Genomic DNA, 21972 nt, shown 5'->3' with positions numbered 1-21972 from the left:
TCATCGGTCGACGGCGGGCCCACGCTAGACTCGCCCTGCATGGATGTCGTCTCGGCCTGTCCTCTCCGCGTCGCGTCGAGCCTCTGGCAGCCGCGGGCCGGCGCGTGGGCGCTCACGATCGTCTGCAAGGCGACCTACACGCTCGCGCCGGGCGAGTCGCGGCTCGCGCCGGAGCAGGACGAGCCCACCAGCGTGGATGTCTACTGGCAGGACGACGACCACCGCAGCCTGGTCCTCGGCAGTGATCTGGCCCCTTTCAAGCGGCGCGCCGACGTGCTCGTCGTGGGGCACGCCCACGCCCCCGGCCGGCGCCCGGTCACGTCGCTGCTCGCGCGGCTCGCGGTGGGCGCGATCGACAAGTCGATCGCTGTGTTCGGAGATCGCGTGTTCACCCAGGATGGCGCGCTGAGCGAGCCCGTGCCGTTCGTGAAGATGTCACTCCGATGGGAGCGCGCCGCCGGCGGGGCCGGCACCGCGAACCCCGTGGGCGTGCCGTCCGACAGGCGGGGAATAACGCCCGCGCCCAACCTCGAGGTGCCGGGCGCTCACGTCGCCGGCCGCCGCGACGTCATCGAGCCGGTGGGCTTCGGGCCGATCGCCCCGAGCTGGCCAGGCAGGGCGCACAAGCTGGGCTGGCACGCGGCGACGTGGAGCCACGCGCGCTGGAGCGAGCAGCCGCTGCCCGATGACATCGACGCGGGCTATTTCAACGCGGCGCCGCCCGATCAGCAGATGGACGAGCTCTGCCCCGACGAGCGGATCGTGCTGGAGAACCTGCACCCCGCGCACGCGCGGCTGGTCACGAGGCTCCGGGCCGTGGCGCCGCGCGCCGTCGTGGAGCGGGGCGGCGCCGCGGCGCAGGAGAGGAAGCTCCGGTGCGACACGCTGTGCATCGACACCGACCGGGGGACCTGCTCGCTGACGTGGCGGGGATATGTCCTCCTGGACCACCCGCAGCAGGCGGGCCGGGTGGAGATCACGCTCGCGGAGGAGCCGCGAGGGCCGGTGATCGCCGCGGCGGCCAGCGCGCTCGACGTCGCCGGTACGCTCCCCGCGTCGCTCGCGCTGCAACCGCACGAGGCGCTGCCGTTCGCGGGGACCACGGAGATCCCGCCCCTCGCGCCGCACGCCACGCCGGCGCGCGAGGTGCTCCCGTTCGCGGGGACCACGGGGAGCCCGACCCCCGTGCCCCCCGTGCCGCACGCCACGCCGTCGCGCGCGGTGCTCCCGTTCGCGGGGCCCCCGGAGATGCCGCCCCCTTCGCCGCCACGACCCGAGCTCGGCGCGCCGCGCGCACCGTCATCCCCCTTCTCGGCGGAGCCCATCCCGCGCGAGCCGTCGCGCGCCGAGACCGGCGCGCCGAGCGCGCCTCCCCCCCTCGTCGAGCCGCCGCGGCTCGGGCTCGGCCCGCTGGCAGCGCTCGGCACGCCTCCGGCCCCGGAGCCGCAGGAGCCGCAGGAGCCGCAGGAGCCCGCGCCCCCCACGCAGATGCCGGCGCCGGCGCCGCCAGCGGACCTGCGCGAGCCGACGATCGAGGAGGTCTCCGTCGAGGCGTGCGCCGCGCTCGACGCCTCGCTGGCGCTGCGCCCGCACGAGAAGGATCGCATCCTGAGAGAAGGCCGGCTCGATGAGCCCGCCTGGGCGCGGCTCCGCGCCGCCTGGGCGGCGGAGATCAAGCGCGCGCTGCGGCGAGGCCGGAACGAGCTGCTCCGCGCCTACGACGCGGCCTATGTAGCGCAGCTCGAGAGAGAGCGCGGGCCCATCTCCGCCGATGAGCTCGCGCGCATCACCGTGGGCGCGGAGCGCGGCGATCTCGCGGCGGCGCTGCGCGACGTCGCGCTGCCAGAAGAGAGCGCGATTCGCGTCCAGCGGACGTGGATCGCCAGGATCGCCCGCGACGCGGCGCTCGGCGACGAGGTGCGCAAGGCGGTGACGAGAGCGCGAGCGGGGTGAGCCGGAGCCCGCGCGCACGGGCGCGTCCGGGCATTCCGCGCGCGCTCGCGCGCTTGCGGCCGTAACCACGCTCCCGTAGCATCGCGCCCCTGTCCGTCATGCGTCGGCGGCCCCGGCGAAAACCAGGATGAGATGAGGTCATGACCACCCCCTCTTCACACCTCTTGTCGGTCCAGGTCGCCTCCGGCGACCCGCTCGATGTGCGGCAGTTCCAGATCACCGAGCAGATCTCGAGGCTGTTCTCGGTGTCCATCCTCGCGCACAGCCCCGACCCGGACATCGATTTCGAGGCGATCGTGGGTTATCCCGCGTCGTTCACCGCGCACTTCGGCGTGGAGATGCCTGCCTCGCGGACATGGGCCGGCGTCTGCACGTCGCTGCAGCAGGTCGCCGTCGAGCCGGACGGCGTCTCCACCTACCAGATCGACATCGCGCCGTCCCTCTGGTTCCTGACGCAGCGCCGGCGCAACCGCGTCTTCCAGCACCTCTCCGAGCTCGGGATCGTGGAGAAGCTCCTGGACGAATGGAGCATCCCGTTCGACAGCCGCACCTCGCTCGAGCACAGGAAGCGCAAGTACCGCGTTCAGTACGGGGAGAGCGATTTCGTCTTCATCTCGCGGATGCTCGAGGACGCGGGCATCAGCTTCTACTTCGACGCCGCCTCCGGCGACAGCAAGCTGGTGCTCTGCGACGCCCCCCAGGGCAACGAGACGCGCCGGCCGATCCGGTTCATCGACGCGCCGGGAGGCCGCGACGTGGAGCACGTCACCGCGGTGCGCGTCGGCCGCAAGGTCCGACCGGGCAAATACACGCTGCGCGACCAGGATTACCGCAGACCGTCGACGTACCGTCTGATGCAGTCCGGGACCGGCGGCACCGCGCCGGAGCAAGGGCTCGAGCGATACCATTATGTGCCCGGCGCGTTCCTGTTCGAGAGCGCGAAGGGGGACGATACGCCGGCCGCCGACGACAAGGGGAAATACCGCACGGACGAGAAGATCGGGACGGAGCTCGCGCAGCGGCGGCTCGACGCCAAGCGCGTGACGGCGCGGACCGTCCAGTTCGAGACGAACTGCCTCGACGTCGCGCCGGGCGTGATCGTCACCTTCCTCGATCACCCGAAGAGCGAGGTCTCGACCGGCAAGCGGCTCCTCGTCACCTCGGCGGAGATCTCGGGCACGTACGGCGGGGAGTGGTCGCACGCCTGCAGGGCGGTCAGCGCGGACATGCCGTACTACCCGCCGCTCTCCACGCCCAAGCCCAGGACCCAGGGCGTCGAGACGGCCACCGTCGTCGGGCCGCCCGGCGAGACGCTCCACGTGGACGAGTTCGGGCGCGTGCGCGCGCAGTTCCACTGGGACCTGGAGGGGTCGATGGACGACGCCTCCTCGTGCTGGATCCCCGTCTCCCAGACGGGTGCGGGCGGCGGCTTCGGCCACGTGAACCTCCCGCGCGTGGGCCAGGAGGTGATCATCGACTTCCTGGGCGGCGACCCCGACAGGCCGGTCGTCGTGGGCCGCGTCTACACCAACCTGCAGAAGGTGCCTTACTCGCTCCCCGCGATGAAGACCCAGAGCGGGTGGAGGAGCCAGACGATCGGCGGGTCGGGCTACAACGAGGTCATGTTCGAGGACGCGCCCGGCCGCGAGCTCATGCGCGTCCAGGCCGAGCGGGACGCGACGAAGCTGGTCAAGCACGATGAGACCAACACCGTCTGCAACGATCGCACGACGACCGTCGGGAACAACGACGTCCTCACGGTCGGCAACGACCGCACCCACACGGTCGGCAACAACGAGTCCATCCAGATCGGCAACTCCCAGACGATCCTCGTCGGCGTCAACCAGTCGATCACGGTCGGCGCGGATCAGACGATCACGCTCCCGGCCGGCAACCAGACGGAGACAATTACCGGCAACCGGACCTTCACGCTCACGGGCGATCTCACCGAGACGATCACCGGCAACAGCGCGCTCACGCAGGTCGGCAATCAGACCGAGCAGGTGACGGGCGACTCCTCGCGCACGCAGACAGGCAGCCAGTCGGTCACGCTTGTCGGGGACCGCACGCACCTCCAGGTCGGCAGCCAGACCGAGCTGCAGGCGGGGAACCAGAGCTCGCTCCAGCTCGGCGATCGGCTCGACGTGCAGGTCGGCGGCCGCAGGGACTTCCAGCTCGGCAGCCGGCTCGACGTCCAGCTCGGCGGCACCACCCGCGTCGAGATAGGCGCCCTGAGCGATACAGTCGTCGGCGCGCGCACCGAGGGGACGACAGCCGACTCCACCGAGAACGTCGGCGCGGCCAAGAACGTCAACTCCGCCACCTGGACCGTGACCACCGGCGCGGCGAAGATCGACGGCGGTGCGTCGTTCGAGGCGAGCGGCGCCGCGGTCAAGGTGACCGGCGGCGCCATCAACATCGAGGCCGGTGGCGAGACCGTCATCAAGGGCAGCATCATCCGCCTCAACTGAGAGCAGCGTCATGACAGCGAGGACCCGATGAGCGCTCACGACCCGGAAGGCATCGCTCCTTCCGACGCTTCCCCCGACGCCGCGCCCGACGCGGACGTCGGCGCCGCGCCCCACACCGTCGCCCTCGCGCACGGCCACTCCCTGGTTGTCGAAGGGGGAAAGGAGCACAACCGCCTCCAGCTCGTGGACCCGAGCGGCGCCGCCCACCTGGAGATCTCCATCGGCCCGGAGGGCATCCGCCTCGTGGTGCGCGGGGCCGGCCTCTCCCTGGCGACGACAGGCGCGCTCGCGATCGAGGCCGACAGCCTGTCGCTCCATGGCAAGAACGGCATCTCGCTCACGACGGACGGGGACGCCCGCGTCGAGGCCGCCGGCCGCCTCGAGACGGTCGGGCGCAGCCAGCTCATCCGGTCGGCGCGCGGCAACGTGCGCATCCAGGCCAACGACGACGTCGAGGTCACCGGCGAGCGCGTCCGGCTGGGCTCCTGACGGGATCGAGGGGCATGGATCTCGAGAACCACACCCGCTTTGCCGCGCGGCTGTTCCGCACGGCCATCGACGACGATCGTATCGCGGCGTCGCTCGTGACCAAGATCACCTACGATCTCCGGGGGACCGAGCTCGTGCCCAGCGAGGAGCAGCCCTGGCGGATCTCGGCGGAGCCGTGGGAGAGCGAGTACGGCGTCATCGACACCGATCAGCTCTTTTACCGCGGCGGCGTCGACCTCTTCCTCTTCGGCCACGCGCGCCCCGAGAAGCCCGGAACGACGCGGCTCACCCTCTCCATCCTCGTGGGCGGCGCGTGGAAGCGGGAGGTCGCTGTCTCCGGCGTGCGGGTGTGGCGAAAGGGCCTGTCCGGGCTCTCCCCTACATCGCCGCTCCCGATCGAGGCCATCCCCCTCACGATGGCCTACGCGTACGGCGGCAAGGACGTGTGGGACGGGCTGGAGGTGCCCTATCCCCTCAACCCGGACGGGATCGGCTGTTACCTCTGGCCGCACAGCGCGGAGGACAGGCCGCTCCCGAACCTGGAGGAGCCCGACCAGCTCATCTCGTCCTGGGACGACAGGCCGCTGCCCGCGGGCGTGGGCCCCTGCCCGCCCATGAGCGGCATCCGCCTCGCGCGCCTCGCGGGGCCCGGGCTCCACGCGCACGCGGCCGGCGCCGCCGACGCTGCGGCCGCGGGGCCGCCCATCCAGTTCGACGCCACCTTCTTCAACGCGGCCCACCCGCGCATGATCGTGCCCTCGATCGAGCCGGGCACGCGCATCGCCGTGGGCGGGGTCACGGGCGGAGCGCCGCTCGTCGTCGACCTCCCGGAGGTCCGACCGCGCGCCCGCGTGCGCTTCGAGGACGAGGTGGACGAGCGCCCGCTGGCCATCGACCAGGTCGGCATCGAGGCGGACAGGGGGCGCGTCTTCGTCAGCTATCGATTCCCCTTCAGGTACGTCGTGGTCCCCGAGCAGATCCGCGAGGCGCACCTCTTCCTCTGAGGCCGATCATGTACTGCAACGTCCTCGTCCACGTGAACCCGATGATCGGCCTGGACCCGCACACGGCGCTCCCGCCGCCTGTCGGCCTGCCGCTCATCCCGATCTACGCCCACATCACCGGCGCGTTCAACCACTGGGCCATCTGGGGCTTCGCCACGGCGAAGGACAGCTCCGTCGTGCTGTGCGACGGCAACAAGACGATGCAGCGGGGGACGGACATCGGCTTCTTCGTCATTCACGTCCCGATACCGCTCATCCCCCACTTCCTGCTCCCGATCTGGAACACGCTCACCGGCTCCAAGTCGGAGTTCGGCGTCAACGCCGTGCTGGTGGAGGACGCGCCGGTCGCGGTGGCGGTCGCGAAGATCGTCAACCTCAACCTCAACTGCTTCGGGTACACGTCGCCGCTGCCGGGCGTGGGGGTCGTGATCACGTGGACCAGCGTGCAGGCGAGCATGTCGCTGGCAGACTTCCTGGCGGGGCTCGCCGCCGCGGTCGTCGACTGGGCGATCCAGGCCCTCGTGAACAAGCTCACGTCGACCAAGGCGTTCGGCCGGTTCGTCGACAGGATCACCGGCCCGCTGTGGCGCCGTATCGCGCCCGGGCTCGTCGAGCGCCTGCCGTCGGGCACGATGCTCGGCTCTGCCTTGCATGCCACGGGGTGGAACCGGTCCGCCGCCTACTTTGCGGGCAACATCCCTGCCGCGGCGATCAGCATCTTCGGGCACGGATCGCCGCTCGGGTACTCGCACCCCCTTACCCCGGGCGGCGGCCTCAACATCGGCGACACATCGTATTTCGACCCGTCCGGGTGGGCGCACAGCGCGGTGTACGACTACTTCAACAGCCCCTCGATACCCCAGTACCCAACCGCGCCGGCGGGCCCCGTCCCCGTGCCCACGCCGGGCCCCGCGCCGACACCTCCGGCGCCCTCCGCGACGACCTCGCCGTCGCCCTCCACCACGACCCCTGCGCCGACCCCGGCCCCGGCGCCCACGCCGACAGGCGGGCGATGAAAGAGTCGTTCTCCAGCCCCGGCCCCACGGCGCGCCAGCTCTCGGCGAAAGATCCCGAGGGCGGGCAGATCCTCTCGGTTGTCTGCAAGCGAACGTACAGCGTCGACAGCCGCGGCCGCCTGTCGCGCGCGTCCGAGCAGGTCCCGCTGTTCGAGGACTTCATCCTCGATCCAGCCGCGCCCGCGGTCCTCGTGCACGACACCGACCTCGTCGCCTTCAAGCCGCTCACCGACGTGCTGGTGCTGGGCCACGCGTACGCGCCCGGCCCTGCCTCGTCCCTCCTCACGGCGGTGCGCGTCGGCGAGCGCTCGAAGCAGGTGCTCGTTCTTGGAGACAGGCGAGCCGCGCTGTCGCACACGGGGCGCCTCTTGTTCTCGGATCCGGCGCCGTTCGAGCGCATGCCGCTCGGCTACGACAAGGCTTACGGCGGCATCGACGCCGTGGCCGAGGCGCGGCTCGGCGATCCCACCGCGCCGATCAAGGCCTGCATGCCGCGCGAGGCGCAGGGCCCCGGCGCGAGCGAGTACAGCTACCCGCGCAACGTCGCGGGGAAAGGCTACCTGATCGAGGCCACGCCGGACGCGGTGGAGGCCCTCGTCCTGCCCAACCTGGAGGACCCCGAAGACAGGCTCACGCCGGAGCGGCTCGTCGTGGGCAGCACCCGGGCGTGGCCCAGGATGCCGCTCCCCGCGTCGTACGGCGCGCTGGATTACGGGTGGTTCCCTCGCTTCGGGTACATGGGGGTCGTGCCGCTCCACGATCAGGAGCACGCCGTGTTCCAGGAGGTGCGCCGCGGCTTCGCGCCCGCGTCCGTCCTGAAGGAGACCTTCCTGAGCCCGGACCACGACATCGACTTCCGCTTCACGTGCTGCGGATCCCTGGGTTTACAGCTCCCGCACCTCGCGGGCGACGAGGAGCTCGTGCTCTACAACCTGCACCCGCGGCACCCGAAATGGGAGATCCGGCTCCCCGGCGAGCGGCCGGAGATCGCCACGGATGGCCGCAATGGCAAGATGAACAAGGCCGACCCGGTGATCCAGACCGTCACGATCGAGCCCGATCACGATCGCGTCACCGTTGTGTGGCGCGGCGCGGCCAGGGCGATCCGGCCTTACATGCCGGTGGAGCTGGAGAAGATGCCGCTCCGCGTGGCGTGGTGAGCGCGGCCGTCGCGCGTCCGCGGTGAAGAGCGGGCGGCTGCGGCCTCAGGCCGGGTGGGACGGCGCTCCGATCTCCGCGGCAGGCGCCTCGCGTCCAGCCGGCCCCACGAGCGGGAGCGTGAAGCAGAACCGGGCGCCGCGCCCCACCTCGCTCTCCGCCCAGATGCGCCCGTTGTGCGCGTCGATGATCCCCTTGGCGATGTAGAGCCCCAGCCCGGTGCCCTTCTTGCCGGGCGCCTCGTCCTTCCAGAACCGCTCGAAGATGCTCGGGAGGTTTCTGAGCAGGATCGACACAGCGCGAGCGACCCCGGCGCGGGGGGCGCACCAGGTGATGGCAAGCACACTTTCCCTGGTGTAAAGGATCCTTGCCATGGCCGACCGAGCTGCCAACCGGGTCCGGGAGCAGCGCGAGGCGCGCGGGCTGTCGCAGGTCGCGCTCGCCGAGCGCGCCGGCCTCACGCGGCAGAGCGTGGGCGCCATCGAGGCGGGCCGCGCCACCCCGGCTGTCGACGTCGCGCTGCGCATCGCGAGGGCCCTCGACCGCCAGGTCGAGGACCTCTTCGGCGCGCCGGGCGCGGCGGCGCTCGTCACCGCCGAGGCCGACGGCCCGCCGGCGCCGGGCCGCGCCGCGATGGCGCGCATCGGGGGCCGCTGGGTCTCCTACGCGCTCGTGCGGGACGCGGTGCGGGTGGCCGCGGACGGCATCGTGACCGGCGAGCGGCGCGGGAAGGCGTGCGTCGAGCCCCTCCGGGCGCTCGCCGAGGTCGAGGAGAACGTCGTCCTGATGGGCTGCGCTGCCGGCCTCGGGCTGCTGGCCGACCGGCTCAACACGAGGCCCGGGCCGGGGCGGTTCCTGTGGTTCCCCCGCTCGAGCACCGCGGCCCTCCGCGCGCTGGCTAGGCAGCGCACCCACGTCGCGGGCGTTCATCTCGTCGACGCGCGCACCGGCGAGGCCAACGTCGCCGACGTCCGCCGGCTCGGGCACGCCGAGCCGATCGTCCTCATCACCCTGGCGCGCTGGGAAGCGGGCCTCGTCGTTCGCGGCGAGGACGCGGGCAGCATCCGCGGCGCGGCCGACCTGGGCCGCCCTGGCCTTCGCCTCGCCGGCCGCGAGGCGGGCGCCGGCGCCCAGCGTCTCCTCGAGCGCGAGGTGCGGGCGCACGGCATGCCGATCGAGCTCGCGCGCAGGCCGCAGGTGCGGCTCACCGGCCACCTCGACGTCGCGCGCGCCGTCGCGATGGGCGCGGCGGACACAGGCGTCGCGACGCGCGACGCGGCGATGGCGTTCGGGCTCGGCTTCGTCGCCCTGGCCGAGGAGCGCTACGACCTCGCGTTCCCGCGCGAGGCGCTCGGCGACGCGCGGATCCAGCGCCTGCTCGACGTGCTCGTCTCCGGCGAGTTCCGCCGCGAGCTCTCGGCGCTCGGCTACGACGTACGCCCGGCGGGCGAGCGGGTCGCGGAGGTCCGGGCGGCATGAAGGGGCCGGCGCGGGCATCGAAGCGACGCATGCAGATGCGTCGTTCCCGGAGGTGTTTCTTGCTGTGTCTACCGCCCCTGGCGCTCGCGGCGTGCGTCGTCTCGGGCGTCGGCTGCGGGCGCGCGGAGCCGGCGCCCGTCAGGGGCGAGGACAGGCTCGTCGTCTTCGCGGCCGCCTCGCTCCGGGACGTGTTCGCCGCGATGGGCGAGGACTTCGAGCGCGCCCACGCCGGCGTCGAGGTCACGTTCAACTTCGCCGGCACGCAGGAGCTCCGCGCGCAGCTCGAGCACGGCGCCGCGGCCGACGTGTTCGCCTCCGCGGATCAGCGCCACATGGACGAGCTGGTGGGGTCCGGGCGCGCCGTGAGCCCCGTCGTCTTTGCCCGCAACGAGCCGGTGATCGTCGTCGCGCGGGAGAGCGCCGGGGCGATCCGGGGGCTCGCGGATCTCCCCGCCGCGTCCCGCATCGTCCTCGGCGCCCCCGAGGTCCCGATCGGCCGCTACACGGAGGAGATCCTCGATCGCGCCTCCGCGTCCCTGGGCGCGGACTTCCGCGCGCGCGTGGAGGGCAAGGTCGTCTCGCGCGAGCTCAGCGTGCGCCAGGTGCTGACCAAGGTGCGCCTCGGCGAGGCGCAGGCAGGCGTCGTCTACAGGACGGACGCGCAGGCGGCGCAGGACGGCGTGGCCCTCGTGGCCATCCCGCCCGAGATCAACGTCGTCGCCGAGTACCCGATCGCTGTCGTGGCCGGCGCCGCGCATCCCGGTCTCGCGCGCGCGTGGGTCGACGTCGTCCTGTCGGAGGCCGGTCAGAGCGCGCTGCGGCGCGCCGGCTTCCTGGCGCCTGCCGGGCGCGGCCCGGGCCCATGAGCGCGCGCCTCCACGCGGAGCGGGGCGCGCTGGCCGCTGTCGGCGCGGTCCTCGTGGCGTTCCTGGCCGTCCCGGTCCTGGCGCTTTTCGCGACGGCCACGGCGGCGGACGTCGAGCAGGGGCTGCGCCACCCCCTCGTGTGGCCCGCGCTGCGCCTCAGCCTGCTCACGACCTCGGCGAGCCTCGTCCTCGTCGTCGTTCTGGGGACGCCGCTCGCCTGGACGCTCTCTCGCGCGCGCGGGCGGCTCGCGCGGGCGGTCGAGACGGCGGTGCAGCTCCCCATCGTGATCCCGCCCGCGGTCGCGGGGGTGGCGATGCTGCTCGCGTTCGGGCGGCGCGGGCTCCTGGCCGGGTGGCTCTATCCGGAGGGGTGGTCCGTGACGTTCACGACCGCCGCCGTTGTGATGGCCGAGGTGTTCGTCTCGGCGCCGTTCTTCGTGCAGGCGGCGATCAGCGCCTTTCGGCGGATCGACGCGAAGCTCCTCGTTGTGGCGCGGACCTTCGGCGCGTCGCCGCTGCGGGTGTTCTTCCGCGTGGCGCTGCCGCTCTCGGCCCCGGCGCTTGTCGCGGGCGCCGCGATGAGCTGGGCCCGCTCCCTCGGCGAGTTCGGCGCGACGCTCATGTTCGCCGGCAACCTGCAGGGGACGACGCAGACGTTGCCGCTCGCCATCTACACGGCGCTCGAGTCGGACCTGCGCGCCGCGCAGGCGCTCTCGATGGTCCTTGTCGTCGTGGCGTTCGCGCTGCTCCTGTTCGTGCGGGCCGTGGCGCGGCGCTCGACCGAGCCGCCGGAGGCGGCGCTGTGATGGAGGCGCCGAGCCTGCGCGCGCGCGTGGCCGCGCGGATCGGGCGCTTGCGCCTCGACGCCGGGCTGGAGACAGGGCGTGGAACGCTGGCGCTCGTCGGGCCCAACGGCTCCGGGAAGACGAGCTTGCTCTCGCTGCTCCTCGGCGTGCTGCCCGTGGAGCGAGGGCGGGTGGAGATCGGCGGCGCTGTGCTCCTCGATACGGAGGCCGGGGTCGACGTGCCTGTCGAGGAGCGCGGGATTGGCTATGTCCCGCAGGATTATGCGTTGTTTCCGCACCTCAGCGTCCGTGAGAACGTCGCGTTCGCCGTGAGGAGCGCGGCCTCGCGGCGGAGCGTGGTGGACCGCGCCGAGCGCGTGGACGCGATGCTCCACGAGCTCGGCATCGCCGCGCTCGCCCACCGCCGGACGCAGGCGCTCTCCGGGGGCGAGAAGCAGCGCGTGGCCCTCGCGCGCGCGCTCTCCGTGGGCCCGCGCGCGCTGCTGCTCGACGAGCCGCTCGCCGCGCTCGACGTCCATTCCCGCCGCGAGGTCCGGGCGTTCCTCGCGGACTACCTGCGGGCGCTCGCGCTGCCGACGATCGTCGTCACGCACGACGCGGCGGACGCGCGGCTCCTCGCGCACCGCGTCGCGGTGCTCGAGGCGGGGCGCGTGACGCAGGCAGGGACGTGGGAGGAGCTCGCCGCCCGGCCGGCGTCGCGCTTCGTGGAGGAGCTCGTCGCGTCGGCGCGCGGCGGCGGGGAGTAGCCGCTCTGCGCGGCTGGCGCGCTCAGCGGCCGGGGGTCACAGGCGTGCTCCCGTTCATTGGGACGCCCTCTGAAGACGGGCCCGACGCGGCTCGGGCGCGCCTGCCGGGGCAGCCTTCGGGCCGCTGCCGACGAACGCCGCCAGGTGCTCGCCGGTCAGCGTCGACCTCGCCGCCACCAGGTCGGCCGGGGTGCCTTCGAACACGATCCGCCCGCCGTCGTGGCCCGCGCCCGGCCCGAGATCGATGATCCAGTCGGCGTGCGCCATCACCGCCTGGTGGTGCTCGATCACGATGACGGACTTGCCGGAGTCGACCAACCGGTCCAGGAGCCCGAGGAGCTGCTCGAGGTCGGCCAGGTGCAGCCCGGTGGTCGGCTCGTCGAGCACGTAGACGCCGCCGTCAGCCCCCATGTGCGTCGCCAGCTTGAGCCGCTGCCGCTCGCCACCTGACAGCGTGGTGAGCGGCTGGCCGAGCCGCAGGTAGCCGAGCCCCACATCGGCCATGCGCTGCAGGATCGCGTGCGCGGCCGGCGTACGCGCCTCGCCAGCGCCGAAGAAGCCGGCCGCTTCCTGGACCGACAGATCGAGCACCTCGGCGATGTTGAGCTTGCCGAGCCTGTATTTCAGGACCGACGCCTGGAACCGCCGGCCCTCGCAGTCCTCGCAGACCGTGGTGACGCCGGCCATCATCGCGAGATCGGTGTAGATCACCCCGGCGCCGTTGCATGTCGGACAGGCGCCCTCGGAGTTGGCGCTGAACAGGGCGGGCTTGACGCCGTTCTCCTTCGCGAACGCCTTGCGGATCGGCTCCAGCAGATCGGTGTACGTCGCCGGGTTGCTCCGCCGCGAGCCGCGGATCGGGGTCTGATCGACCGACACCACCCCGTCCCGGTTCGACACCGAGCCATGGATCAGGGAGCTCTTGCCCGACCCGGCCACGCCTGTCACCACCACCAGCACGCCGAGCGGGATGTCGACGTCGACGTTCTTCAGGTTGTGCGTGCGGGCGCCGCGCACCTTCATCACCCCCGACGGCTTCCGCAGCGACGGCTTCAGGGAGACCCTGTCGCTCAGGTGACGCCCGGTGAGCGTGCCGCTCTTCCGCAGCCCATCCACGGTGCCCTCGAAGACGACCTCGCCGCCGCCCGTGCCGGCGCCTGGGCCGAGGTCGACCACGTGGTCGGCGATCGCGATCACCTCCGGCTTGTGCTCGACCACGAGGACCGTGTTGCCCTTGTCGCGCAGCCGCAGCAGCAGATCGTTCATCCGCTGGATGTCGTGCGGGTGCAGACCGACGGTCGGCTCGTCGAACACGTAGGTCACGTCGGTGAGCGACGACCCGAGGTGGCGGATCATCTTGGTGCGCTGCGCCTCACCGCCCGACAGCGTGCCGGTCGGCCGGTCGAGGCTGAGGTAGCCGAGGCCGATCTCCACGAACGAGTCGAGCGTATGCCGCAGCGCGGTGAGCAGCGGCGCGACGGACGGCTCGTTCAGATCGCGCACCCACCCGGCCAGCTCGCTGATCTGCATCGCGCAGGCTTCGGCGATGTTGATCTTCTTGATCTTGGACGACCGGGCGGCCTCGCTGAGCCGGGTGCCGTCGCACTCGGGACAGGTGCTGAACGTGGCGGCGCGCTCCACGAACGCTCGGACGTGCGGCTGCAGCGAGTCGAGGTCCCTGGACAGCATCGACTTCTGGATCTTCGGGATCAGCCCCTCGTAGGTCAGGTTGATGCCGTCGATCTTGATCTTGGTCGGCTCCTTGTGGAGCAGGTCGTGGAGCTCCTTCTTGGTGAACTTACGGATCGGCTTGTCCGCGTCGAAGAAGCCGCAGCCGTTGAAGATGCGGCCGAACCAGCCATCCATGCTGTAGCCGGGGATCGTGATCGCCCCCTCGTTGATCGACTTGCTCTCGTCGTACAGCTGCTTGAGGTCGATGTCGCTGACCGACCCCATGCCCTCGCATCGCGGGCACATGCCGCCGGTGCGGTTGAAGACGACCTTCTCGGCCTTCTTCCCCCCCTTCTCGACCGTGATCGACCCGGCCGCGCGGACGGATGGGACGTTGAAGGCGAAGGCCCCGGGCCCGCCGATGTGCGGCTTGCCGAGGCGGCTCCACAGCACGCGGAGCATCGCGTTCGCGTCGGTCACCGTGCCGACAGTGGAGCGGGGATTGCCGACCAGCCGCTCCTGGTCGATGATGATCGCCGTGGTCAGCCCTTGCAGGAGGTCGACCTCGGGCCGGGCCAGCGTCGGCATGAACCCCTGCACGAACGCGCTGTAGGTCTCGTTGATCAGCCGCTGCGACTCCGCCGCGATGGTTCCGAACACCAGCGACGACTTGCCGGATCCCGAGACGCCGGTGAACACTGTCAGCCGCCGCTTGGGGAGCTCGACGCTGACGTCCTTCAGGTTGTTCTCCCGGGCGCCCTGGACGCGGATCAGGTCGTGGCTGTCTGCGGGGTGTTGGTTCGAGGAGGTCATGTTCGCGCTCATGTCATCTGTCCATTTTCTCCAGCAGTCGTTCAAGACGATCGACGTGCTCCGTCCAGAAGGCGCGGTAGTGCGCTATCCAGTCGATGAGCGGCTTCATCCCGCGCGGCTCCACCCTGTAGTAGACGCAGCGCCCCTCGCGCCGGCCGTTCACCAGGCCGGCGTCTTTCAGGGCGGCGAGGTGCTGCGAGACAGCCGGCTGCGAGATGTCGAAGCGCGCCGTGAGGTCCTTCACCGCAGCTTCGCCGCGCGTGAGCGACTCGAAGATCGCCCGGCGGCTGGGGTCCGCCAGCGCCTGGAAGATCTTGTCTTCGGCCGCGGCCGCGCGCTGCATGTCCAACGCATAAGCCAACGCTTATGGGTTGTCAAGCGCGCGGATCGGACGACGCGCGAGCGCCCTCCCCCATCCGCTTCCCGGGCCGCGGGCGGCGTGACAGCACGACGCAGGAGCCCCTCCCGTCGCGCGTCGGCTCGCCCTCGCCCTCGCCGTCGCTCTGGCTAGCCCGCGCGCGCGTAGCGGCCCGGAGGCTGGCCCACGTGCCGGCTGAACGCGGTGCTGAAGGTGCTCGCCGAGCCGTAGCCGACGCGCTCGGCGACCTCGGCGATCCCGACGTCGTGGCGGCGGAGCAGATCCCTCGCGACGGCCATGCGCCAGGCGAGCAGGTACTCCATCGGCGGCAGGCCCACGGCGCGGTTGAAGCGATCGAAGAACGCCGAGCGCGAGAGGGCCGCTGTCTTCGCGAGCTCGGCCACCGTCCACGGACGCTCGAGCTGACCGTGCATCTTGCGTATCGCCGGCGCGAGCCGCGCGTCGGCCAGCCCGCGCAGGAGCCCCGGGGGCGCGTCGTCCCCCGGGGCGAGCCGCAGCGCCTCGATGAGCAGCACCTCCACGAGCCGCGTGAGCACGAGGTCGCGCCCCGCTCTCTGCTCTTTCGATTCACCTCCGACGAGCCGCACGAGCACCGAGAGCCGCTCGACGCCGCGCACGTGCACGAGCGCCGGCAGCAGCGACGCCAGGAGCGCCGCGTCGGGCGAATCGAAGACGAAATAGCCGCCGAGCAGCCGCACGTCGGGGCGTCCACCGCGCGTGCCGTGGCGGACTTCATCCGTCGGCGCGAGCGTCACCTTCGGGTCGATGCGCTCTGGCCTCACCGGCTCGAAGCCCGACAGGGTGAAGCCCGGCGTCGCCGGCAGGAGCACGAAGTCGCCCGCCTCGAGCGTCACGGCGCGCTCGCCGTCGACGGCGAGGCGACAGCTCCCCTCCAGCACGGCGCAGAAGCTCGGCTGGCCGAAGTCCGAGTAGCGAACCCCCCAGCGGCCGGCGCCGCTGATGCGCTTCGAGAACACGGCGCGCGGCTGGAGCAGCGCGATGACCTCCGAGAGCGGGTCGCTCATGCATGGACTGTAGCAAACAAAATGTGGACTACCAATGATAGATAGTCCATCGCGCTGTCGCTAGGTTCCTCTCATGAACGCCGCGCGCGTCGCGGCGGCGAGCTGCCGCTGACGGCAAGCTTCACAACGGAGGAATGCGATGAAGACCGTGCTCATTACTGGTTGCTCCTCGGGCTATGGCCTCGAGACAGCGCGCCACTTCCACGCGCAGGGCTGGACCGTGATCGCCGCCATGCGAACGCCGCGCGAGGACGTCCTGCCCCGCTCGGACCGGCTGCGCGTCGTGACGCTCGACGTGACGAGGCCCGAGAGCATCGCGGCCGCGCTCGAGGCGAGCGGGCCCATCGACGTGCTCGCCAACAACGCGGGTATCGGGCTCATGGGCGCCTTCGAGGTCACGCCGATGACCACGGTGCGCGAGGTGTTCGAGACCAACACCTTCGGCGTGATGGCGATGACGCAGGCCGCGCTGCCCGGGTTCCGCGCGCGCAGGTCGGGGGTGATCGTGAACGTGACCTCGAGCGCGACGCTGGCGCCCATGCCGCTGGTGGCCGTGTACACGGCGAGCAAGACGGCCATCGAAGGGTTCACCGCGTCGCTCGCGTTCGAGCTCGAGGAGTTCAATGTGCGGGTGAAGCTGGTTCAGCCGGGCTATGGCCCGAGCACGCGCTTCACGAGCAACGGGGGGGCCCGCATGCAGGGGCTGATCCCCGAGGCGTACGCGCCCTTCGCGCAGCGCATCTTCGCCTCTCTCGGGCAGCCGTCTGCGGTGACGCAAGCGTCCGACGTGGCCGAGGTGGTGTGGCGCGCCGCGAACGACGCCTCGGGGCAGCTCCGTTTCCCGGCCGGTCCCGACGCGGTGGCGCTGGCTCGGTCGACGTGAGCGCCGTCCACGACCCGGGCCCCTGCCTGCCGCGGGTCCCCGGTCAGCCCGGGCGCGCCGGCTGCCGGACCGAGTACTCGGTGCCCGAGCGGAAGGGCACCGTCATCGACGCGAAGCCGTGGCGCGGATCGCGCACGTAGGCGACGTAGTCGCTGTAGTCGGCCTTGAAGAAGCCGACGTTGTCGGTCACCACCACCGCGCCCGGGCGCAGGGCCGGGGCGACGAGCTTCAGCACGTCGAGGGCCCGCAGGGGCATCCCGTCGTTGAGCATCAAGTCCACCTCGCCGAGGTCCGCCTGCAGCGTCTCCGTCGCGTCCCCCACGCGGATCTCGGCGAAGGACGCGAGCCCCGCCTCCTCCAGGTTCGCCTGCGCGCGCCGCGCCTTCTCCGGCACGAGCTCGGTGCCGATGACGCGCCCGCCGCCGTTGTCGCGCACAGCCGCCGCCAGCCACAGCGTCGAGACGCCGAAGGACGTGCCGAACTCGACGATCGTCCTGGCGCGGAGCGCCCGCGCCGTGAGGTAGCAGAAGGCGCCCTGATCGCGCCCGAGCGCGAGGTACTTGTCGGCGAAGTCGAGCTCCGTGCCCGGGGCGTCGACGCGGCGGCCGAGGAGCATCCGCGGCAGCCGCGGCAGGAAGTGGAGGAGGACGCCCGGCACCTGCCGGTCGGCCTCGTCGTGGAGGCGCCGCAGCACGGCGCGCACCCGCCCGTCGGGCAGGACGGCGAGGGGATCGGGCTTCATGATCGGCCTCCGGTCAACGACACAGATTCTCGGAGCATTCGTTTGCCCTCCTCACAGGCATTGCCCCCAGCGCTGAACACCGGCGAAGCGGTGGAAGGCGGGGGCGCGGAGGTGAACCTAGCGGCCGGCGCCGTTGACCGCATTGCGTAACCAGGACAATTTGTTTATCAAAACGGTCATGGCAGCGAGGCGGCGGAGCTCGAGGGCGACGCGGATTGCGCATCCGACGGGCTGGACGATTCACGGAGACGTCCAGGTGGCGAACGAGCCCGGTGGCGCGATGGCGTCGTTCGAGTCGCTCGCGAGCCGCTTCGCGCTCGCGGCGCGTGGGCGCTGGAAGACAGCGGTCCCGCGGCCGGTGAACGCGATCGGGCTCAACATGGCGAGCGGCGGGCTCGAGAGCGAGCCTCACGCGCACCGCGAATCGCAGCTCGTGTACCTGGTGCGCGGAGAGATGATCTGCGAGGCGTCGAGCGCCCTCTGGATCGTGCCGCCGCGATCGGCGCTGTGGATCCCCGCGTCGGTGACGCATCGGATCCGCGCGCGCGCGCCGCTCGAGGGCTACGGCGTCTTCGTCGAGCCCGACGCGGCGCCGGGCCTCCCGCGGGATTGCTGCGCTGTGTCGGTGACGCCGCTCTTCCGCGAGCTCTTGTTGCGCCTGGCGACGCGTCCCGCGCTCTACGATCTCGAGGGACCGGACGCGCGCCTGGTGAGCGTGCTCCTCGACGAGCTCGCGACGGTCTCGATCGAGAAACACCGCCTGCCGATGCCGACCGATCCGCGGCTCCGCCGTCTGGTGGACGCGATGACCGCCGATCCGGCGATCGGCGTGACGACGAGGACGTGGGCGAAGCGAATCGGCGTCAGCGAGCGCACATTGAACCGTCTCCTTGTCGAGGAGACGGGCTTGAGCTTCGGCCGCTGGCGCCAGCAGCTCCACATCATCCTCGCCATCCAGAAGCTCTCCCGCGGCGCGGCCGTGCAGAGCGTGGCGGTGGATCTCGGTTACGAGAGCGCGAGCAGCTTCGTTACCATGTTTCGCAAGGCGCTCGGGACGCCGCCCGCGCGGTACATGGCGGGCCGCCTGGCCGCGCTTGCTTGATGGTAGCGGGACGAGCGCGCATTGACCGATGGCCTGGAGCGGCCCCTTTCTTGCGAGGGCCCCTCCAGCGCGAACGAAGCAGTACTCTCGTGCCCCCGAAGGAGACGACCATGCCGAGCCATACCGAGATGAGGCACCTGCACCGCTGCGTCGAGCTCGCGGCGCTGGCGCTGGAGACCGGCAACGAGCCGTTCGGCTCCGTCCTTGTCGCCGCGGATGGGACTGTCCTCGCCGAGGATCACAACCGCGTGGGCGGCGGCGATCCGACCTGCCACCCGGAGCTCGCGCTGGCGCGCTGGGCGGCCGCGAACCTCGCCCCCGACGAGCGAGCCGCGGCGACGGTCTTCACCTCGACCGAGCACTGTCCCATGTGCGCCGCGGCCCATGGCTGGGTCCGGCTCGGCCGCATCGTGTACGCGAGCTCTTCGGCACAACTGGCCGGCTGGCTCGCCGAGTTGGGCCTCCCGGCTCCTCCGGTCCGGTGCGTGCCGATTCGCGATGTCGTCCCGGGGCTGCCCGTGGAAGGTCCCGTCCAGAGCCTCGCGGAGGAGGTTCACGAGCTGTTTCGACGCTTCCATTCCGCCCGCTGACGCGCGTGGCCGTACCAGCGGGAGCCCGCAGCGGGAGAACATGCGCCGGGAGATGGTCACCGAGGAGGAGCTGCAGGCGGCCCGTCGCAGGCAAGGGATCACGGACATCACCACGGTGCGCTCTGCCTGCCTCGAGGCGGACGGGGAGATCAGCGTGGTCAGGGAGCAGGGTGTGCAGGGCGGCGAGCCGTGAGTCGGGTCATCGACCCATGTCCTCGAAGCGCTCGGCCCGTTATTTCTCGCTGAGGTCCTCGATGCCGCGCGAGCGTCCGCTCAGGTAGCGCGCGAGGTTCTCCAGGGACGCTCGAAGGCCGACGTCGTGGTCGGCCCGGCTGATGCCGGGCGGGACGTCCGGGCACAGCGAAGAAGCGGTTGGCAGCCTCTCCGGTTCTGTGGGCAGCCGCCGACCTCCGCAGGGGCACTGCAGCCGCCCAGGCGCGGAGGGGACACGTGTCGCTCTCGTGACCGCCCGGGAAGACGCCTCAGCGCTCGTCGCGCTTTCGCCTGGCGGCCTTGGGGGAGCGCGCGCGGCCTGCGGCGTGCGGCAGGAGCGGGCTCACCTCTCGCGCGCTCTCGATCAGCGCTCGCACAACGGGCGCGCCGTCGTCCTCCACGCGCCATGTGACGACCTCGCTCAGGTCGATGCGGAGATCTTCGACGGGCCGCCACAGCAACGAGGTCTGCGAAGCCAGCTCCCAGAACTTCTCCGAGAGGAAGGTGACCGCATCGCCGATCACGACCAGCGCCAGGAGCGCCTCCAGGTCGAGCACCTCCGCCGTCACGTGCAGCGTCACGCCCTGCGCGCGCCCCGCCGTGATGATGTCCGCGTGGAGCCTCGGATAGAGCTGACGCGGCTGGAGTAGCAGGCGCTCGCCCTCGAGGTCTCGAAGCCGGATCTTCTTGAGCCGCGCGAGTCGATGCTCAGGGGAGAGGAGCAGCCCGAGTCGATCGCGGGTCATCTCGAGGTGGCCGAGGGCGTCGTCATCGGGCGCGTAGGCGCCATAGCCGAAGGCGATTGTCCCCTGCCGCAGCGCCGTCCACTGCTCCAGGCTGCTCATGGGGACGAGCTCGAGGCCGACGCGGGGCGCTCGCCGACGAAACGCCGCGACGAGGGACAGGAACGAGCCCATGAAGGTCGTGCCCGTCTCGAAGCCGATGACCACGGTTCCGAGCCTGCCTTCGGCGATTCCCCTCGCTTCGTCGGCGGCCGCGTCGACGCTCGCGAGGATGCTCCTGGCTCTCTCCGCGAAGGACTTCCCGGCGGCCGTGAGCTTGATCCCGCGTCCCTCGGGCGCGAAGAGCTCGACGCCCATCTCCTCCTCGAGGTCCTTCATCTGCCGACTCAACGGCGACTGCGAGACGTGGAGCCTGGTGGCGGCTCGGCGGAAGCTCTGCTCCTCGGCGATCGTGACGAAGTAGCGGAGGTGTCGGAGTTCCATGGTCTCGACCGTTGCCCTGGAGGCATCATAGCCTTGCGATCAGTGTCTTGGACGGCTCGGTTCGAGAAACCTACCGTGCTTCCCATGAGCACGACAATCCCGAAGCGTCCCGCCTCCCGGGTTCTGGTCTCCGGCGCCAGCGTCTCCGGTCTCACCATCGCCTGTTGGCTCGCCCGCCACGGCTTCGCGGTCACGGTGGTCGAGCGTGCGCCGCATCTACGCCCGGGCGGTCACGCGCTCGACGTTCGGGGGCCGGCCCTGCAGGTCGCGGAGCGGATGGGCATCCTCGCCACGCTCCGCGATCGAAGCACCAGGTTGACGGGCATCTCCGTTGTCGACTCGGCCGGTCAGGAGATCTTTCGGAGCACGGAGAGCACCTTGACGGGCGGCCGGCTCGACAGCCCCGATGTCGAGATCTTGCGCGACGACCTGTGTCACGTGCTTCACGAGGCCGTGGGTCCCCAGGTCGAGTACCTCTTCGCCGATTCCATCGCGTCGCTGACCCAGGACGAGTCGGGCGTCGACGTCACGTTCGTCACGGCTGCGCCTCGCCGCTTCGAGCTGGTGGTTGGCGCCGACGGAGTGGGCTCGGGGGTGCGGCGGATCGCGTTCGGCCCCGATGAGCAGTTCGTCCGCGCCTTCGGCGACCTGTACATTGCGACGTTCGGCATGCCGAACTTCCTCGGCCTCGAGCGCTGGCAGGTCATGTACCGGCAGCCGGACTCCGTCGGCGCGCTGGTCATGGGCCTGCGGAAGGACGTCAACGCGAGGACGTATCTCGGCTTCAACGCGCCGCAGAAGGTTGACCACGACGTCCGCGACATCGGCGCGCAGAAGCGGTTGCTCGCCGACCGCGTCGCGGGCGCAGGCTGGGTGATTCCGCAGATCGTGGAGCACATGCTGCGCGCGACCGACTTCCACTTCTACTCGCTGAGCCAGGTCCGCATGAGCAGCTGGTCACGCGGGCGGATCGTGCTGGTCGGCGATGCTGGCTACGCCGTCTCTCTGGGTACGGGACAGGCCACCTCGGTCGCGATGGTCGGCGCTTACGTTCTGGCCAGTGAGCTCGCCATGCACAAGGATGATCTGGTGGGCGGCATCGCCGCGTACGAGGACGGCCTGCGCGCCTACGTGGTCCGCAATCAGGACATCGCGCTGGAGCAGAACGCAAAGCCCGACGAACCGACGGACGAGGGGCAGACCGCCCCCGCCGGCAGCATCCCGGACTTCGGAGCGCTGACGCTGCCGTTCGATCTCAAACGTTACGACAGCGGCGCTGGCGATGCCCATCCGGAGCCGCGGTAGCCGGGGGCTTGCGATCTTCCTGGACGGTTACCAGG

At 71.4% G+C, this 21972-nt stretch carries 21 protein-coding genes; 15 read left to right on the top strand and 6 right to left on the bottom strand.

Going from position 1 to position 21972, the window contains the following annotated elements; all coding sequences use genetic code 11:
- The first annotated feature begins 39 nt into the window (after positions 1 to 39).
- The 6 genes from WMF42_RS06105 to WMF42_RS06080 all read left to right on the top strand — a co-directional run bounded on the left by WMF42_RS06105 (position 40) and on the right by WMF42_RS06080 (position 8093).
- Positions 40 to 1953, top strand: a complete 1914-nt coding sequence (locus tag WMF42_RS06105; RefSeq protein WP_437690800.1) for a DUF2169 domain-containing protein — start codon at positions 40 to 42, stop codon at positions 1951 to 1953.
- Positions 1954 to 2093: 140 nt separating this feature from the next.
- Complete coding sequence (locus WMF42_RS06100) at positions 2094 to 4424, top strand: type VI secretion system Vgr family protein (RefSeq protein WP_437690798.1); 2331 nt, start codon at positions 2094 to 2096, stop codon at positions 4422 to 4424.
- A gap of 27 nt (positions 4425 to 4451) precedes the next feature.
- Positions 4452 to 4913 carry a hypothetical protein gene (locus WMF42_RS06095; protein WP_437690796.1) on the top strand — a complete coding sequence of 154 codons (462 nt, stop codon included), beginning with the start codon at positions 4452 to 4454 and terminating at the stop codon, positions 4911 to 4913.
- Between the two features lie 14 nt (positions 4914 to 4927).
- Positions 4928 to 5917, top strand: a complete 990-nt coding sequence (locus tag WMF42_RS06090; RefSeq protein WP_437690794.1) for a DUF2169 domain-containing protein — start codon at positions 4928 to 4930, stop codon at positions 5915 to 5917.
- An 8-nt stretch (positions 5918 to 5925) separates the two neighbouring features.
- Positions 5926 to 6933: a hypothetical protein gene (locus tag WMF42_RS06085; RefSeq protein WP_061608017.1), complete on the top strand. Its 1008-nt coding sequence runs from the start codon at positions 5926 to 5928 to the stop codon at positions 6931 to 6933.
- Positions 6930 to 8093, top strand: a complete 1164-nt coding sequence (locus WMF42_RS06080) for a DUF2169 family type VI secretion system accessory protein (RefSeq protein ID WP_437690791.1) — start codon at positions 6930 to 6932, stop codon at positions 8091 to 8093. The genes WMF42_RS06085 and WMF42_RS06080 overlap by 4 nt, the downstream gene beginning before the upstream one ends.
- A gap of 45 nt (positions 8094 to 8138) precedes the next feature.
- Here WMF42_RS06080 and WMF42_RS06075 read toward each other — a convergent pair whose 3' ends face one another.
- On the bottom strand, positions 8139 to 8465 hold the full coding sequence (locus WMF42_RS06075) for a sensor histidine kinase (protein ID WP_437690790.1): 327 nt from the start codon (positions 8463 to 8465) through the stop codon (positions 8139 to 8141).
- On the opposite strand from WMF42_RS06075, the gene WMF42_RS06070 reads away from it, so the two are divergent.
- Genes WMF42_RS06070 through WMF42_RS06055 form a run of 4 tightly spaced genes read left to right on the top strand, consistent with a single transcriptional unit; the run spans position 8464 to position 11988 of the window.
- A complete protein-coding gene (locus tag WMF42_RS06070; RefSeq protein WP_437690788.1) occupies positions 8464 to 9570 on the top strand; it encodes a substrate-binding domain-containing protein in 1107 nt (368 codons plus the stop codon). The two genes, WMF42_RS06075 and WMF42_RS06070, sit on opposite strands and share 2 nt — an antisense overlap.
- Before the next feature lie 59 nt (positions 9571 to 9629).
- Positions 9630 to 10436 (top strand): molybdate ABC transporter substrate-binding protein, encoded by an 807-nt coding sequence (modA, locus tag WMF42_RS06065; RefSeq protein ID WP_437690786.1) that lies wholly within the window; start codon positions 9630 to 9632, stop codon positions 10434 to 10436.
- Positions 10433 to 11242 carry an ABC transporter permease gene (locus WMF42_RS06060; protein ID WP_061608013.1) on the top strand — a complete coding sequence of 270 codons (810 nt, stop codon included), beginning with the start codon at positions 10433 to 10435 and terminating at the stop codon, positions 11240 to 11242. Before modA ends, WMF42_RS06060 begins: the two co-directional genes overlap by 4 nt.
- Positions 11242 to 11988 carry an ABC transporter ATP-binding protein gene (locus tag WMF42_RS06055; RefSeq protein WP_437690784.1) on the top strand — a complete coding sequence of 249 codons (747 nt, stop codon included), beginning with the start codon at positions 11242 to 11244 and terminating at the stop codon, positions 11986 to 11988. Before WMF42_RS06060 ends, WMF42_RS06055 begins: the two co-directional genes overlap by 1 nt.
- Positions 11989 to 12042: 54 nt before the next feature.
- Here the strand turns inward: WMF42_RS06055 and WMF42_RS06050 are convergent, their stop codons facing one another.
- The 3 genes from WMF42_RS06050 to WMF42_RS06040 form a co-directional block, all read right to left on the bottom strand.
- Entirely contained in the window at positions 12043 to 14472 is a 2430-nt protein-coding gene (locus WMF42_RS06050; RefSeq protein ID WP_437690782.1) for an ATP-binding cassette domain-containing protein, read from the bottom strand.
- 13 nt (positions 14473 to 14485) lie between these two features.
- Positions 14486 to 14815: an ArsR/SmtB family transcription factor gene (locus WMF42_RS06045; RefSeq protein ID WP_061608024.1), complete on the bottom strand. Its 330-nt coding sequence runs from the start codon at positions 14813 to 14815 to the stop codon at positions 14486 to 14488.
- Between the two features lie 164 nt (positions 14816 to 14979).
- Positions 14980 to 15876: a cupin domain-containing protein gene (locus WMF42_RS06040; RefSeq protein ID WP_437690779.1), complete on the bottom strand. Its 897-nt coding sequence runs from the start codon at positions 15874 to 15876 to the stop codon at positions 14980 to 14982.
- Between the two features lie 139 nt (positions 15877 to 16015).
- On the opposite strand from WMF42_RS06040, the gene WMF42_RS06035 reads away from it, so the two are divergent.
- On the top strand, positions 16016 to 16759 hold the full coding sequence (locus WMF42_RS06035; RefSeq protein ID WP_437690777.1) for an SDR family oxidoreductase: 744 nt from the start codon (positions 16016 to 16018) through the stop codon (positions 16757 to 16759).
- A 43-nt stretch (positions 16760 to 16802) separates the two neighbouring features.
- On the opposite strand, the gene WMF42_RS06030 is transcribed toward WMF42_RS06035, so the two are convergent.
- Complete coding sequence (locus tag WMF42_RS06030; RefSeq protein ID WP_437690775.1) at positions 16803 to 17501, bottom strand: O-methyltransferase; 699 nt, start codon at positions 17499 to 17501, stop codon at positions 16803 to 16805.
- Positions 17502 to 17757: 256 nt separating this feature from the next.
- Here WMF42_RS06030 and WMF42_RS06025 point away from each other — a divergent pair, with 256 nt between their 5' ends.
- The 3 genes from WMF42_RS06025 (at position 17758) to WMF42_RS06015 (ending at position 19386) form a co-directional block, all read left to right on the top strand.
- A complete protein-coding gene (locus WMF42_RS06025; protein ID WP_081426441.1) occupies positions 17758 to 18603 on the top strand; it encodes an AraC family transcriptional regulator in 846 nt (281 codons plus the stop codon).
- Positions 18604 to 18713: 110 nt separating this feature from the next.
- Positions 18714 to 19193 (top strand): nucleoside deaminase, encoded by a 480-nt coding sequence (locus tag WMF42_RS06020; RefSeq protein ID WP_437690772.1) that lies wholly within the window; start codon positions 18714 to 18716, stop codon positions 19191 to 19193.
- A gap of 40 nt (positions 19194 to 19233) precedes the next feature.
- The gene (locus WMF42_RS06015; RefSeq protein ID WP_437690770.1) at positions 19234 to 19386 is read left to right on the top strand and encodes a YetF domain-containing protein; all 153 of its coding nucleotides are present in this window, start codon (positions 19234 to 19236) and stop codon (positions 19384 to 19386) included.
- A gap of 289 nt (positions 19387 to 19675) precedes the next feature.
- Here the strand turns inward: WMF42_RS06015 and WMF42_RS06010 are convergent, their stop codons facing one another.
- Positions 19676 to 20632 carry a LysR family transcriptional regulator gene (locus WMF42_RS06010; RefSeq protein ID WP_437690768.1) on the bottom strand — a complete coding sequence of 319 codons (957 nt, stop codon included), beginning with the start codon at positions 20630 to 20632 and terminating at the stop codon, positions 19676 to 19678.
- 84 nt (positions 20633 to 20716) lie between these two features.
- Between WMF42_RS06010 and WMF42_RS06005 the strand changes: the two genes are divergently transcribed.
- The gene (locus WMF42_RS06005; RefSeq protein ID WP_437690766.1) at positions 20717 to 21937 is read left to right on the top strand and encodes an FAD-dependent monooxygenase; all 1221 of its coding nucleotides are present in this window, start codon (positions 20717 to 20719) and stop codon (positions 21935 to 21937) included.
- The last annotated feature ends 35 nt before the right edge of the window (positions 21938 to 21972 follow it).

This window comes from Sorangium sp. So ce176, assembly GCF_051519835.1.
Taxonomy (GTDB): Bacteria; Myxococcota_A; Polyangia; order Polyangiales; family Polyangiaceae; genus Sorangium; species Sorangium cellulosum_G.
The sequence above is the reverse complement of the archived record's forward strand: the minus strand, read 5'-3'. Positions and strand labels throughout refer to the sequence as shown.